A 13,948-nucleotide genomic window follows, 5' to 3' on the forward strand; every position below is an offset into this window, starting at 1 on the left:
TTCCTCCTGTCAGTTTTGATGTTCCATAGCTTATTCTTTCCCATTATAAATCGGCGGGCGCACCAACAGCGTTTTGTCCCACCTGTCATACTTATACTTGTGCCACATATACTCGGTAACGTCGTAGTTGTATCTAGGATCATAAACCAAGTCTGTCCTGTCCTTCCACACCTGCTCCATACGGCACCACCCCGCGCTTCTCGCCTGCGGTTCTATGAACACCCATTCGTCGTCTATTATCACACCTATGAACACATGATTGATCTTATCATTAGCAATGATCCTTGCGCTTCCCATAGGCGCTCGTGAATTGTTAGCCAAGATATAAAAAGCAATTGCATAGTCCATGCAGTTAATCTGTCCGTCTTTGATCCTGTCCGTAACGCACTCACGCACAGTGTCCAAATCATCTTGCAAGAAAAAGAAAAACATTTTCCCGTTCTTCTGCTCCATGTCTTTATATATACCTATTTCCCATGTCGGAACTTCGTCATCTGCTTCTGTCACCGGCTCAAACTGCTCATCCAGCACGGTTTCATTCCACATGATCGCACGACCTACAGCTTTAAGGAAGGATACTATTTTTGCACCTATGAAAAGAGTAAAACTTATAAGAAGCAAGCTAACAATAAAATGAGCTGTGGACTCGATGTCGGCATATTGCTTTCTTTCTCTGTCTACCCGGTATTTGTTCCGTGCGTCGAAAATTACGCTCGCTTCTTCTTCCGGTTTCAGCTTGAAATTGCTGACGTTCAATAAGCACCTGTCACATTCCTTCTTGCACCCGCCTCTTCTAACCGTGTCCAAGCACTGGTAGTGCGCCCAAAATGCACTCCCCATGATTTCACGTTTGATCGAAGCGTCTGTGTTTCTGTTCTGTCTTGCCATAAACAACTCCTGCCATAAAAAGTTTTAATTCTTATTAGTATCTTAAGAGTTTCTTTTTGAGTTTCGACAAATCTGTCGTTACCCATTCAGAATCTTCTTTCCCAGCCTGACGATTGCATTATAGATCGTCTATAGTGTCAAAGAATGACACTGCAAAATATTTTTTGCAAAAAACAGGCGAATTTTTTCGAGGGGCTTGCTTGTTTTAACAAGTTTTAGGAATAGTTTCCGAAAACTTGTTGATTTTACAAAGTTTTAGGAATATAATGTAAGCATGGAAAAATTGGACGAAAAAAAGTTTCCAAGAATTGTCAGAAACGAATATCTTGAGCGTTTAAGAACTCTGCGGCACAAAAAACTGATAAAAATTGTAACGGGGATCCGCCGTTGCGGAAAATCCACGATTCTGGAAATGTTCCGCGATGAACTTCTGTCTGAAGGCATAAAAAAAGAGCAGATCGTTTTCATAAATTTCGAGGATTTTGAAAGCAAGTCTTTACGAAATCCGGATTTGCTTTATTCATTTATAAAAGAACGCCTTACTCCTGAAATAAATTATATTTTTCTTGATGAAATTCAGCGTGTGGAAAATTTTCCGGATGTTGTGGACGGTCTTTACATCAAAAAAAATGTGGACTTATATCTTACCGGCTCAAATTCTTCCCTTCTTTCAAACGAAATCGCAACTCTTATCGGCGGCCGCTATGTGGAAATAAAAATGCTTCCGCTTTCGTTTAAGGAATTTGCACAAGCGACAAATCAGGCTGCAAATCTTTATTCGGCATACAGGCAGTATATTCAGACAAGTTCTTTTCCGTATGTTACAGAACTTCTTGAAAGTCCTCAAGAAATAAATTCGTACCTTGAAGGAATATACAACACTATTTTAGTCAAAGATATTATCGACAGAAAAAGAATTTCCGACACGCTTGTTTTGAAAAGCGTAACTCAGTTTCTTTTTGACAACATCGGACTGGAACTTTCATCTAAAAAAATCGCCGATACGCTCACTTCAAGCAGCAGAAAATCCGATTCCAAAACGATTGAAAAATATGTGAGCGCGCTTGAGGAAAGTTTTATCGTTTATCGTGCGAACCGCTATAACATAAAAGGAAAAGAATATCTGAAAAGCCTTGAAAAATATTATGCGGCGGACGTCGGATTGCGCAATTTTATGCTCGGAAAAAAGGCAATGGATGTCGGACATATTCTTGAGAACGTCGTCTATCTTGAACTTCTGCGGCGCGGTTATTCCGTTTATGTCGGAAAAATTGATGCTTTTGAAGTCGATTTTGTTGCTCAAAATCAAAACGGAAACACTTATATTCAGGTTGCCGCCAGCGTGAGGGATTATTCTACATTAGAGCGCGAACTAAAGCCCTTGAAGATGATAAAAGATAATTACTCCAAAATGATTTTAACACTCGATGACGACCCCGAAGCTGACTACGACGGAATTATCAGAAAAAATGCACTGGAATGGCTGATGGAATGAAAATTTTTTCAATAAAAGGTTCCGTGATTTTTCAATATTTTCATCTGTGACGGGCCTGGCTATATTTGATGCAATTTTGAACAAATTATGTTACGATAAGAGCAGATGATTTGGAAGAATTGATTGCGATTTCGCAGTTGCTTGCAACGCTTCCGATGCTTCCTGAAAAGGCTGCTTTTGCATCAATGAATCTTTCCTGTGGATAGACGGCAATCTGTGTGGATGTCGGCTTTTAATATAACCTTGATTATCCGGATTTCAGCGAGAAAACTTTGAAACAACTTAAAAGTTTTCTTCCCGAATATGCTACTCCGAATAACCTGCTGGATATTAATCCTGTATTTGTGTACCTGAAAGGGAAAAGTGTTGATATTTCGGATTGTTTAATCATTGAATATGGATAAAATGAATAAATTATTCCGGAACATTAATCTAAAAATATTCATTCCGTCGTGTCTTACATTGATCATATTGATCAGTGTGCTGCTGTTTTTTTCGGTGGAATCGATGTGTATCATTCAACGCTTATATGATGTATGTACGGAAAAATTCGGCTGGTTATATCAGTTGACATGCTTTGCTTGTTTCGGATTTCTGATATGGATCTCATGCAGCAAGGTCGGAAATATAAAATTGGGAGAAAGCGGTGAAAAACCGCAGTATTCCGATACTTTATGGATTGCTATGTTATTTACCGCAGGAGTGGGTACAAGCATTGTGATACTTGGGTTTTTGGAACCTATCTATTACGTAAGCAGTCCTCCGTTTAACATAGAACCTATGAGTGAGATGGCTTATGAATATGCGCATATGTATGGGCAGTTTCACTGGGGATTGGGAGCTTGGGCTTTTTATAATCCTGCCATTATAGCGGTCGCTTATATGATGTATGTAAGAAAAGAATCAACTATACGATTAAGCTCCGCATGTAGACCGATCTTGAAAAAAAATACTGACAGATGGCCGGGATATTGTATTGATATTTTTGTAATATTCGGAATCGTGGGTTCGATCACGACATCGCTTGGAATCGGTACTCCTGTGTTGGCAAATATTATAAGGGAAGTGTTTGGGATCCCACAGCAATATGAATTGGAAATAAAGATGGTCATATTGGTTATATGGGTAATGATATTCGGTACCAGTGTTTTCCTTGGACTGGAAAAGGGAATACAACGGCTCAGCAATATTAATATCATTATGGCATTTGTGTTTATGATGGCCGTTTTTTTGATTGGCCCAACTGTAGTAATCTTAAAAATGGAAGTGAATAGTCTCGGATTGTACATTTCGAATTTTTTCAGGATGAGTACATATACGCAGCCGTTTGGGGACGGAGACTTTACAAGGAACTGGACAGTATTTTACTGGGGATGGTGGATTGCCTTTATGCCTATGATGGGTATGTTTGTCGGGAAAATATCCAGAGGAAGGACCATAAAAAATGTTGTCTGGGGACAGCTGATTTGGGGAACGGCCGGCTGCTGTCTGAGTTTCATGATTTTCGGCGGGTATTCGTTATATCTGCAAAAGAGCGGAAAAGTAGATTTGGTATCCGTATTGAATAAGGGAACGCAGAGCGATGCAATAATTGCCATTCTTAAAACCTTGCCAATGTCCCGGATCATGATGATTTTTCTATGCGTGGTATGCTTTATATATTTGGCAACGACAATTGATTCGTGTGCATATGTACTGGCAGGGGTAACAACAGATGATTTAGAGCCGACGAAAGATCCGGCCAGGTGGAATCGCCTTTTTTGGGCAATTCTGTTCAGTATTTTATCTATAGCAATTATGGTAGTCAGTGGAATTGAAACTGTAAAAATCATGTCGGTCGTAACGGGCATTTTTCTGATTCTGGTTTTATTTCTTCTGATGGTAGCGGTAAAGATAAGACTTGAAGAAGATCTATCCGAAAAGAAAAAAAAGGAAATAAATATGGGATGAATACTGAAGGATCATTGCAGGTCAGTGTAAAATAGCGGAAATAAGAAACGGAAATGTCTGTAGAAATACCTTTAGATGAAACAATTGAAACGATAGATCGCGTGGGAAGACAGTTGCCGACTTGCTTAAAGGGAACTTATGGAGGACTATGCTGTACTCCGACCGGCCAAAAGATTGCAAAAACCTGTGAGGAGGAGTGAGAGCAAAAGTGTCTGTTGCATGAGATAAAAACTCCGCGAATTTCGGTTCGGTCAGATAAAAATTAATTTTAGGCGCAGATGGTGACCTTGACTTCTCATATAACACTCGGATTGCAAATTATAAAAAATACAGCTTAAAGATTTTACTCTAACGCCCGCTTAACCCTGACATTTGTTTTGGCACGAAAGTTGCTTAGGTGGTTGCTGCAAAATATTTTTTGCAAAAAACAGGCGAATTTTGGGGGAGGGGCTTAGTTGGTTTAGTAAGTTTTAGGAATATATTCCAAGAAGTAATTAATTTTATGAAGTTTTCGGAATAAAATAGCAGTATGAAAAAGTTGTACGAAAAAGAGTTTCCAAGAATCGTCAGAAGCGAATATTTGGAGCGTTTAAGGAATCTGCGTCACAAAAAACTGATAAAAATTATAACGGGGGGCCGCCGTTGCGGAAAATCCACGATTCTGGAAATGTTCCGCGATGAACTTCCGTCGGAAGGCATAAAAAAAAGAGCAAATTATTTTCATAAGTCATTTGCCCCAGCGGCTCTGACTATATTTGACAATATATCCTTGTGAATATATATTATTTCTATGGGAAAAACAATTATAAGCAAAGATAATCGTTTTGAGTGGGATGAAGAGAAAAACCGTGCCAATATTGAAAAGCATGGAATAGACTTTGAAGAAATATTGGAAGTATTTGATGACCCTGCATTTTTAACAGGATATGATTTTGCGCATTCTGAAAAAGAAGATAGGTATTATGGGATCGGAAACTTGAACGGAATATTGATAGTGTTGGTTTTTTTTACCGAAAATAACGGAAGAATACGGTTAATATCCGCACGGCAAGCAGAAAAGGAATTGAGGGAGGAATATTATGATTATTTCAAAAAAATTAACGGCTGAACGATTGGAAGAAATAAAAAATTATCCTATATGTTATGATGAAGACAGCCCAAAACTGACAAAGGAACAAATTGCAAGGCTAAGACCGGCGCATGAAGCATATTGGAACGTAATCCCCGTTAAAAAAACAATTTCCATAAAAATAGATGCGGATATCCTTGCGGCCCTTAAGTCATTAGGTAAAGGCTATCAGACTAGGATAAACAGTATTTTAAGAAAAGCTGTTACGACAGGCGATTATTAACATAAACCGGCTTCCCAAATGTGTAAATCCGTTATAACACTCGATATCAGCGGGCAAAAAAAATTACTGCGCACTCAGATGAAAAAAACTCTGAAAGATCTTTTTAACGACGGCTCTAAAGTTCATGAAGCCGCAAAAAAAGCCGCCGAGTTTTTTTTGAATTGGAAATTTTACAAAGAAGCGGACGTACTTATGGCCTTTGTATCGTCAAAAGAGGAAATCGATACTTTGGCTATCCTGCATGAGGCGCTTTCGGACAAGAAGGAAGTCGCCGTTCCCCGCGTTATTACAGATACTGAAATGGATTTTTTCTATTTGGAAAGGGATAAGCCTTTTGAAGACCAGCTTAAACCGGGAATATTCGGTATCCTTGAGCCGAAGGAATTTTTAAAGCGGTTTGAAGTTGCGGATACTGCAGGTAAAAAGGCTGTTATGCTCGTCCCCGGGCTTGCATTTTCAAAAGAGGGGCACAGGATGGGAAAGGGCAAGGGATTTTACGACAGGTACTTTTCGCGTTTTTTGCCGCCGGTGAGGTGCGGCTTTTGTTTTGACGTTCAAATAGTTCAGGAAGTTCCGCACGATGATTTTGACGCGGATGTTTCTCATGTGATAAGCGAGTCGGGTATTATCGATTGCGGTAATCGCGGCGTCCGGCCGTTTTTAGCGCTTGGAATCCTTTGAGTACAGTCTGAGAGGAGGTTCTTCAAGAATGTATTTTTGAGCCGTTTCGAACATATCTTCTGCGGTCAGCTTTGAAATAAATTCGTATTCGGTTATATAGCGCCATGCGCTGTCGAGGTCGGCGTCGTTGAAAGCGTCTTCGGTTTTTGGCGACGAGGGAGATTGCGTTTGCCCGTCTTCTTGTTCCGTCGCCTCTTGCGACGTTCGTTCGCTTTGCTCCGGCAGCGTTTCGGCCATGTGTCCGTCTTCCTGCTCTGCGGAATGTTTGTCTTTGTCCGCGGCTTTTATGGGGCCTTGTTCAAGGCCGCTTCGGATTAAAAGAGCTGTGCCGCGGTTTGTCTGCGTTTTTGAAAGCGACTGCAATATCCACCTGTTTTTTACCGAATCTGCAGCTGATTGAATTTGTAAGGACGGGAGGAATCGGTTTACGACTTCTTTATAAAGAGAATCTATTTTGTCCGTATGACGCACGTTTATGAACGTTATTACAGCCGCCTGAATTTCCGCGCTTGCGGGCGTTATTTTTACGAATGCGCCTTCGTTTTCAGCCTGCAGTTCCAACGCCTGTGAAAGGCGCTCTTCCAGCTCGAATAAAAGCGAATTGAATATGATAAGTTCCGGACTGTTTTGAGCCGGAGAAGGAAGCCAGAACTGTACCGGATCCAAGAATTCCGCTGTGGGAATAAGAATTTCGGGGCGAGGGCCGGCCGGCTCGGAGCTTTGATTCGTAAAGAACAGGTGCTCGAGAGCGACGACCTTTCTGCCGGAAGATGTCTTTTTGCGGCCGTCAGAGGCAGCGGTATCCGCGCGGCCGGCGGCTGTTGGTGCGACACCGGCCGCATTCATATTTATAAAACGGCTGAAATCGGGTGCGGGGAATTCTTTATACAGACGGTAAACGTTTTGCGTTTGTTTTGCAAGGACGCCCAGACCTTCTTCAAGAATCCGTTCAAGCCCGTTTTGCGGAATATTTCCGGTCAGCACAAGGCTGTATTTCGAAGCGTCCAAAAGGGAAGGATAAGAAGCGAGTATTTCCATGTACTGCGTGTTTTCAAGAATTTCCGCTTTTTGCGTGTATACGAGAGGATAGTCTGTGTTTTCGTAAAGAAGCGAAATCGCCGTGCTGAAAAGCTGATATTGGCCCGACGCTCTTTGTATGCGGTGCTGCGACCGTCTGTCGTAGATTAGGCCGTCGGCTTCCGCAGGTTTTATGTTACCGTGTATTATTGCGTGCGAAATACACGAAATGCAGGGAAGTACGTCGCTTTCAAGACATTCGACGGTTATTATTCCCCCTGCAAGTCCTGTCTCCGCAAGAACTTCCGGTTCCCCTTGAATTCTTTTTTCAAGCGACGCCTGCAGAATATCTTTTTGAATGTTTCTTGCAAGTGCGTTTGTCATTATTTCCGTAAGCCCGTTATTTATTTTTGCCGAAGACAATCGTCCCCCGGAAACGGCGAGCGATATTACGGCCGTCGCGGCGTTTTCATTCCGTTTTATTATTACGGGAATTTCATTTGAGAGTTTAAAATATGAAAATTGTTTTTTATTTTCAGCTGCGAAGGCTTCGGCCGCAATTATCTGAATATTTTCAGGCGGAACGTTTTCAGCATACGGATTGCTTTCGCTTTTATAACCGTCGCTTTCTTCAAGCTGTTTTTTCAGCGTTTCGTACAATTTTTGTAAAAACCACGAGCCGTTTTTGCTTGTGATTTCTTCATAACCCGCCTTTTTAAACGCTTTTTCATTTTTTTTGTATACAGAGGAATTTACAAGCACAAAGACAAAGGGATTTTCATCCTGATAGGCCGTAAAAATTTTGTCGCCTTGCGTACGCATTATTATGTCCGGCTGTCGTATTAGCTCTTGAGAAACGCTTTCGGTATGAATTCGCGTGACTGCGCTTATAGCCCAAAACTGCGAAAGCATGTCCATAAATACCGAAGAATTTTTAAATCTTGTTTTGTACTGACTTATAAGTTTTTCTTTTGCCGCCCTTATGTCATTTTCCGATGCGTAAAGCGGAAAGGCGTTTTGCACCGTTTTTAAAAAAGTTTCGGCTTGTACAACCGGCGTGGATTTTGACTTTTCAAGCAAGGATTGAAATATGAGTCTCGAACTTCCGTTTTTATGTGCGGAAGCCGCGTTTATATAGTCTTGGCCGCGGATTGCAAGCTCCTTTATGCCCGTAAGCGCTTTTTTTAATGAAGAATCGTATTCGTTAAGCGCCGCTGCGGCGATGTCGGCTTGATGCATTGAAAGAGTCGTATATTGAATTACGATTTGCGACATTTCCGAAGTGAAAAGCGCGTCGTGCATTACGAATTTTTTCTTTGCGGACGGTACGATGTGAGCTTCGCCGTCGGAAAGATTACCGGCTGAAGGGACTGCCGGTTTTTGAAAATATTTTTTAGCCAGTTCCAGAGCGTTTTCCGCTTTGATCGCCCCTGAAATAAAAAGCGCGGAATTTTTTGGCGTGTAATAGTTTCTTCCTATGCTGGTAAGTATGGTGCGCGCTTCTTCAAGAGGCGTATTTACGAACAGCGCGGGGTATATTCCCGAGTCCTGCTTCCACGGTTCCGAGGCGAAGACGCGCGAATCTATGCTGCTGTTTATAAAGCCCGCCGTTCCGAACGCATTTTGCATGACTTGGGTTTTGAGCGCGGAAAATTCTTTCATGAGATCGACGTCGCTGAAGACGGGTGAAAAAAAAGCGTATGAAAGCTGTTTTAGGATTTCTTCGGTTTGCGCGGGAGCGGCGACGATTATGTAACGGGCGGAATCGGCGTTGCATTCTTTGTTTACTCCGTTTAAATACCATGTGCGTTCCGTAAATTTTTCAGAATCTTCTTTTCCATCGAATCGATCGGATCCGTCGAATAAAAAGCCTGCGGCCGCCTTACCGGCATTTGAAAACAGCTGCGTATACAATGGAAAAAATCCCGCCGTCTTAGGCGTCTGCGCGCTGAACCCCGCTCTTACGGCAAGTTCAAGCCTTACCGGAGCCGATGAAAAGTCTTCAAGCACAAAGACTTTCAGTTCGTTTTCAAGAGTGTATTCTCTAAACCCGTCGGGAAGTTTTTGCGAAAATATGAAATTTTGTTCTTCCAAAGGGAAAACCGCGTAGTCATCTGTATCCGCGTTCCCATCGGCGCTCACGCCCGTGTCGGCGTTTGCACTTGTACCGGCATTCACATCTGTACCGGCGCTTGCAACTGTATTTGCGTTCGCACCTGTATTCGTATTATTGAACAAAAATATAAAAGCTGCTGCTGCGATCCTTAAAAGCGTTTTTAACTGCTTTTTAAGCGGTTTTTTAAAAAAAACTCTCATGGCATTAAAGTATATCAGTCTACGCCGTGTTTGACAAAGTGCCGTACCGGAAGGTAATATTAGTGAGCGTTTCGAAAAACTCGCCCTTAGCGATTTTTCGAGATTTCGGGTAGGGCGAAAGCCCTTGTCGGCCGGATTATATCAGGATCTTTATGTCATCTTTAACACTGCTTTCATCGCCAAAAAAGACGGAAAATCTCGTTCCTTCGGTTTATGAAGCCGGAAAAAGAGCGTTAACCGAAAGTGAAATCGAAATTCTTAAGAAAAACGGTAATACATGTACGTCTTCGTGCGGCTGGAAAAATTTTCGCGTGTGTAAGGCGCACGGAGAATTCGATCCCGAACTTATAAAAAACTGCGAATTTTCGGGTTTTATCGTTATCGGAAAACTTCGGCCTGCAAAGCTTAAATATCACGATCTCGAGCTTGAGTGCGGATTTTATAATTCCTATATAAAAGACTCTGTCTTCGGCGACGACTGTGTGGTAAGGAACGTAAGCTACCTCGAAAACTACCATATTCACGACAGAGTTATCCTTTTTAACATACAGGAAATGAACTGTACTTTGCACAGTAAATTCGGCAACGGAATATTGAAGGAAGGAGAACCCGAGTCAAACAGGATTTGGATAGGCGTCGCAAATGAAAACGACGGCCGCTCCGTACTGCCGTTCGAACAGATGATTACTGCGGATGCGTATTTATGGTCGCATTACCGTGACGATAAAGAACTTTTGCAGCGCTTTTTTGAAATGACCGAATACGGCAATACGAAAAAGCTTGACACTTTCGGGATCGTGGAAGACGATGCGGTTATAAAAAACACTACCCTCATAAAAGACGTAAAAGTCGGAAGCAGGGCTTACATTAAGGGAGCTTTTAAACTTAAAAACATTACCGTTTTATCGAGCGCCCAAGAACCTTCTCAGATCGGAGAAGGAGTTGAAATGGTCAACGGAATAATGGGTTACGGAAGCCGCGTGTTTTATCAGGCCGTTGCAGTGCGTTTTGTGATTGGACGCAATTGTCAGCTCAAATACGGCGTTCGCGTTCTTAATACCGTTTTAGGCGATAATTCTACCGTTTCATGCTGCGAGCTTTTAAACAACCTTATTTTTCCGTTTCATGAACAGCATCACAATTCTTCCTTTCTTATCGCCACTACGGTTATGGGACAATCGAATATCGCCGCCGGCGCAACTGTTGGCAGCAATCACAATTCCCGAAGCCCCGACGGTGAAATTTTCGCTAAGAGAGGATTTTGGCCGGGGCTCTGTTCGGATTTTAAACACAATTCAAAATTCGCTTCTTTTACTCTCGCAGAAAAAGGTTCTTATCAGCACGAACTTCACATAGCTTATCCGTTTTCTCTTATAGCCTCTGAAGCGCCCGACAAGCCAATTAGGATCATACCTGCGTTTTGGTTTTTGTATAATATGTTTGCTATAGCCCGCAATAACGATAAATTTTTAAAACGCGACAGGCGCGCGGTAAAAATTCAGCACATAGAAACCGATCCTTTTGCGCCCGACACTATGCAGGAAATTTTTTCGGCCCTTGACCGCATAATTGAATTGAGCGGCTATTTTCTTTCCGATATGCATGAAATTCCCGGCGATTCTTCGGACGGCGGCAAAAAAATGCGGCAGGCCGCAAAGGATTATCTGCACAGGCATCCCGACGCGGATTTTACTCTGACCGATATGTCCGCTCAAAAAAAATACGGCGCGATAGTTTTAAAACCGGTGAAGGCATATAAAGCCTATCGAAAGGTTGTAAAATATTTTGCGGCGCGGACGCTTGTCGAATACTGCGCTCGAAAAAATATTTTAAGCCTTAAACCGGAGCATTTGGAAAGCATAAACCGTATCAAACTTTATACCGAATGGGAAAATGTCGGCGGGCAGATAATTCCTAAAAAAGAAATTCAAGCGCTTTTTAAAAAGATAAAAAATCGCACCGTCCGAACTTGGCAGGAAGTTCACAAATTTTACGACAAGTGCCAACTGGAATACGACGAGCTTAAAGCAAGGTATTCGGTATATCTTCTTGAACAATTGTATTCCAGACCGATAGGAGATTTTACTTCCGAAATTTTTAGGGATATTATTACGGACGTTACGGTCGTATCCGACGAAATGTATCAGTCGTCGCTTTCTTCTCGGCAAAAAGATTTTACGGATTATTTTAGAAAAATGGTTTATCATAATTATCAGGAAATGACGGTTGTCTTAGGCTCCGTAGAAAGCAACTCTTTCCTTTTGGAATTGAAAAATAAAACGGACATGTTTAATAAAAGCATCAAAGTTGTATTCGGCGATCTGTGCAGAATTCCGTAGTTTTGCGTTTTTTTAATGCAATTAACGCGGGTTCTCGCGGTTTGTAAGCGCATTTTCAGAAAAAACGGGAGGGTCGAATTATGTTGGATTTTAAATATGTTTTTTCATACGTCGCCGTTGAATTCTTTTTTATGGTTTTTTCCGTTTCCATTTTGGATAAGCTGACGCATGACATAGGTAGCCAGAGCGAAATAAAATTTTTTAAAAGACTCGTATACGCATATCTGCTTTACTTATTTTCCGACATAATTTGGATATTGATACAGTTTAAAGTTTTTTCCCCTCCGCACATGGTAAAGAATTTTGTGATGATCTTAAACATAATGTTTGTAGCCGTGACTTCATATTTTTGGTTTTGTTTTGCGGAAATAAAACTTAAAAACAGGTTTATAACTTCCTTACGCTTTAACCTGATCGTTTTTGCCCCGATGCTTTTGCTGTTGGTATTGTATCTTGTTTCCATAAAGACGGGCATACTTTTTTCAATATCGGAGAATGCGGGATTTGAAACCGGTCCGTGCTATTGGGTTTCAGTCGTAATAATAAGTATGTATCCTATCTTCGTCGCCTTGCATGCGTTCTATCGTATCCGTAAAGAAAAATCGGCTATAAATAAAAAAGAATATGCGACGCTGATTCTGTTTGTTTTTTTTCCTCTCATATGTGCCGTAATAAATAATTTTATAAGCTCGACTCCCGTCGTGGCTCCCGCAATATTTTCATCGATTTTCTTCGTGTTTATTACCCTGCAGGAATTGAAAATTTACAACGACGCGTTAACAGGACTTAACAACCGGCGGCGCGCCGAACAGTATATTATTGAATCGATCAATTCCGTCGTGCCGGAAAGGCCGTTTTATTTTTTTATTCTCGATATAAATTCATTTAAATACATAAACGACACCTTCGGTCATGCGGAAGGAGACCGCGCTCTGCGGCTGGTCGCCGACATACTTAAAAGGGTTTGCATGAATTATCAGTCGTTTACGGCGCGCTGGGGCGGGGACGAATTTATTGTCATCGTATACAGATCGAATTTGCATGATACAAAAGATCTTACGCCCGAAGACTTTATAAAGGACATATATGAAAACTGGGAAACTGCCGTCAAGGCGGAAAATATTAAGTACAAATTTTCTGCGAGTATCGGCTACACAAAGTGCGCTTCATCTGACACTACTATGACGCAGCTTATCACTGAAGCCGATAAAATGCTTTATAAAAACAAACAACTCGCCCACAAAAAAGAGCCGAACGGCGGCGCTCGGTAAATATCGATAAAACCGATAAAATCAAAGAAACGTTTTCGTATGACAAAGATGCGGTAATGTTCGGCTCAGACTAGATTGCCGTATAGCCGATTTACGAGAAGCATGTCGAATTCCACCTTGACTGTCAGACTTTTAGCATGGTATGTTATTAGAACCTGATTTTTTTCAGATTTTAAACTTATACGCTTAGGAAGGAAAATTTATGTCTTTTATTCCGTATTTACAGGCAGCAGGCGGAGCAAATTCTATTGTATCGTTTGCACCGTTCGCTCTTATCATCCTTATTTTTTATTTTTTCATAATACGTCCGCAGAGCAAAAAACAAAAAGAAACGCAAAAAATGTTGGACGCGCTTAAAAAGGGCGACAAAGTAATAACTATTGGCGGCATTCACGGAGTTATTTCTTCTGTCAAAGAAAGAACCGTTGTGGTTAAAGTTGACGACAATACGAAGATAGAGTTTAACCGCTCCGCAGTTTCCGCCGTAGTTCAGGATCAGCCGGCTGCCTCAACCGAAAAGGGTAAAAAAGCGGCGTCCTCCGAAAAAGCGAAAGCCGATAAATCAAAGGCTGAAAATGCCGACGGGCAGCCGGCGTCTTCCGATGAGTCTTTATCCGAAAATACCGAAAAAAAATAAAG

General features: G+C 41.6%; 11 protein-coding genes. 9 read left to right on the forward strand and 2 right to left on the reverse strand.

Annotation, left to right across the window (positions count from 1 at the left end):
• Positions 1-30: 30 nt before the first annotated feature.
• Positions 31-888, reverse strand: a complete 858-nt coding sequence (locus tag HRQ91_RS02905; protein ID WP_210120177.1) for a hypothetical protein — start codon at positions 886-888, stop codon at positions 31-33.
• 274 nt (positions 889-1,162) lie between these two features.
• Between HRQ91_RS02905 and HRQ91_RS02910 the strand changes: the two genes are divergently transcribed.
• From HRQ91_RS02910 to HRQ91_RS02935, 6 genes are all read left to right on the forward strand, one after another.
• Positions 1,163-2,383 (forward strand): ATP-binding protein, encoded by a 1,221-nt coding sequence (locus tag HRQ91_RS02910; protein WP_210120178.1) that lies wholly within the window; start codon positions 1,163-1,165, stop codon positions 2,381-2,383.
• A 405-nt stretch (positions 2,384-2,788) separates the two neighbouring features.
• The gene (locus HRQ91_RS02915; RefSeq protein ID WP_210120179.1) at positions 2,789-4,333 is read left to right on the forward strand and encodes a BCCT family transporter; all 1,545 of its coding nucleotides are present in this window, start codon (positions 2,789-2,791) and stop codon (positions 4,331-4,333) included.
• A gap of 529 nt (positions 4,334-4,862) precedes the next feature.
• Complete coding sequence (locus HRQ91_RS02920) at positions 4,863-5,108, forward strand: hypothetical protein (protein ID WP_210120180.1); 246 nt, start codon at positions 4,863-4,865, stop codon at positions 5,106-5,108.
• 15 nt (positions 5,109-5,123) lie between these two features.
• Entirely contained in the window at positions 5,124-5,441 is a 318-nt protein-coding gene (locus HRQ91_RS02925; RefSeq protein ID WP_210120181.1) for a BrnT family toxin, read from the forward strand.
• Positions 5,413-5,685, forward strand: a complete 273-nt coding sequence (locus tag HRQ91_RS02930; protein ID WP_210120182.1) for a BrnA antitoxin family protein — start codon at positions 5,413-5,415, stop codon at positions 5,683-5,685. The genes HRQ91_RS02925 and HRQ91_RS02930 overlap by 29 nt, the downstream gene beginning before the upstream one ends.
• Positions 5,686-5,703: 18 nt before the next feature.
• Complete coding sequence (locus tag HRQ91_RS02935) at positions 5,704-6,366, forward strand: 5-formyltetrahydrofolate cyclo-ligase (protein ID WP_275946236.1); 663 nt, start codon at positions 5,704-5,706, stop codon at positions 6,364-6,366.
• Here the strand turns inward: HRQ91_RS02935 and HRQ91_RS02940 are convergent.
• The gene (locus tag HRQ91_RS02940; RefSeq protein ID WP_210120184.1) at positions 6,346-9,699 is read right to left on the reverse strand and encodes an insulinase family protein; all 3,354 of its coding nucleotides are present in this window, start codon (positions 9,697-9,699) and stop codon (positions 6,346-6,348) included. The two genes, HRQ91_RS02935 and HRQ91_RS02940, sit on opposite strands and share 21 nt — an antisense overlap.
• Before the next feature lie 152 nt (positions 9,700-9,851).
• Here HRQ91_RS02940 and HRQ91_RS02945 point away from each other — a divergent pair, with 152 nt between their 5' ends.
• The 3 genes from HRQ91_RS02945 to yajC all read left to right on the forward strand — a co-directional run bounded on the left by HRQ91_RS02945 (position 9,852) and on the right by yajC (position 13,946).
• A complete protein-coding gene (locus HRQ91_RS02945; RefSeq protein ID WP_210120185.1) occupies positions 9,852-12,038 on the forward strand; it encodes a DUF4954 family protein in 2,187 nt (728 codons plus the stop codon).
• Positions 12,039-12,118: 80 nt separating this feature from the next.
• Positions 12,119-13,309, forward strand: a complete 1,191-nt coding sequence (locus HRQ91_RS02950; RefSeq protein WP_210120186.1) for a GGDEF domain-containing protein — start codon at positions 12,119-12,121, stop codon at positions 13,307-13,309.
• Positions 13,310-13,511: 202 nt separating this feature from the next.
• Positions 13,512-13,946: a preprotein translocase subunit YajC gene (gene yajC, locus HRQ91_RS02955; protein ID WP_210120187.1), complete on the forward strand. Its 435-nt coding sequence runs from the start codon at positions 13,512-13,514 to the stop codon at positions 13,944-13,946.
• Positions 13,947-13,948: the final 2 nt, after the last annotated feature.

The organism is Treponema parvum (assembly GCF_017893965.1).
Classification (GTDB): Bacteria; Spirochaetota; Spirochaetia; order Treponematales; family Treponemataceae; genus Treponema_D; species Treponema_D parvum.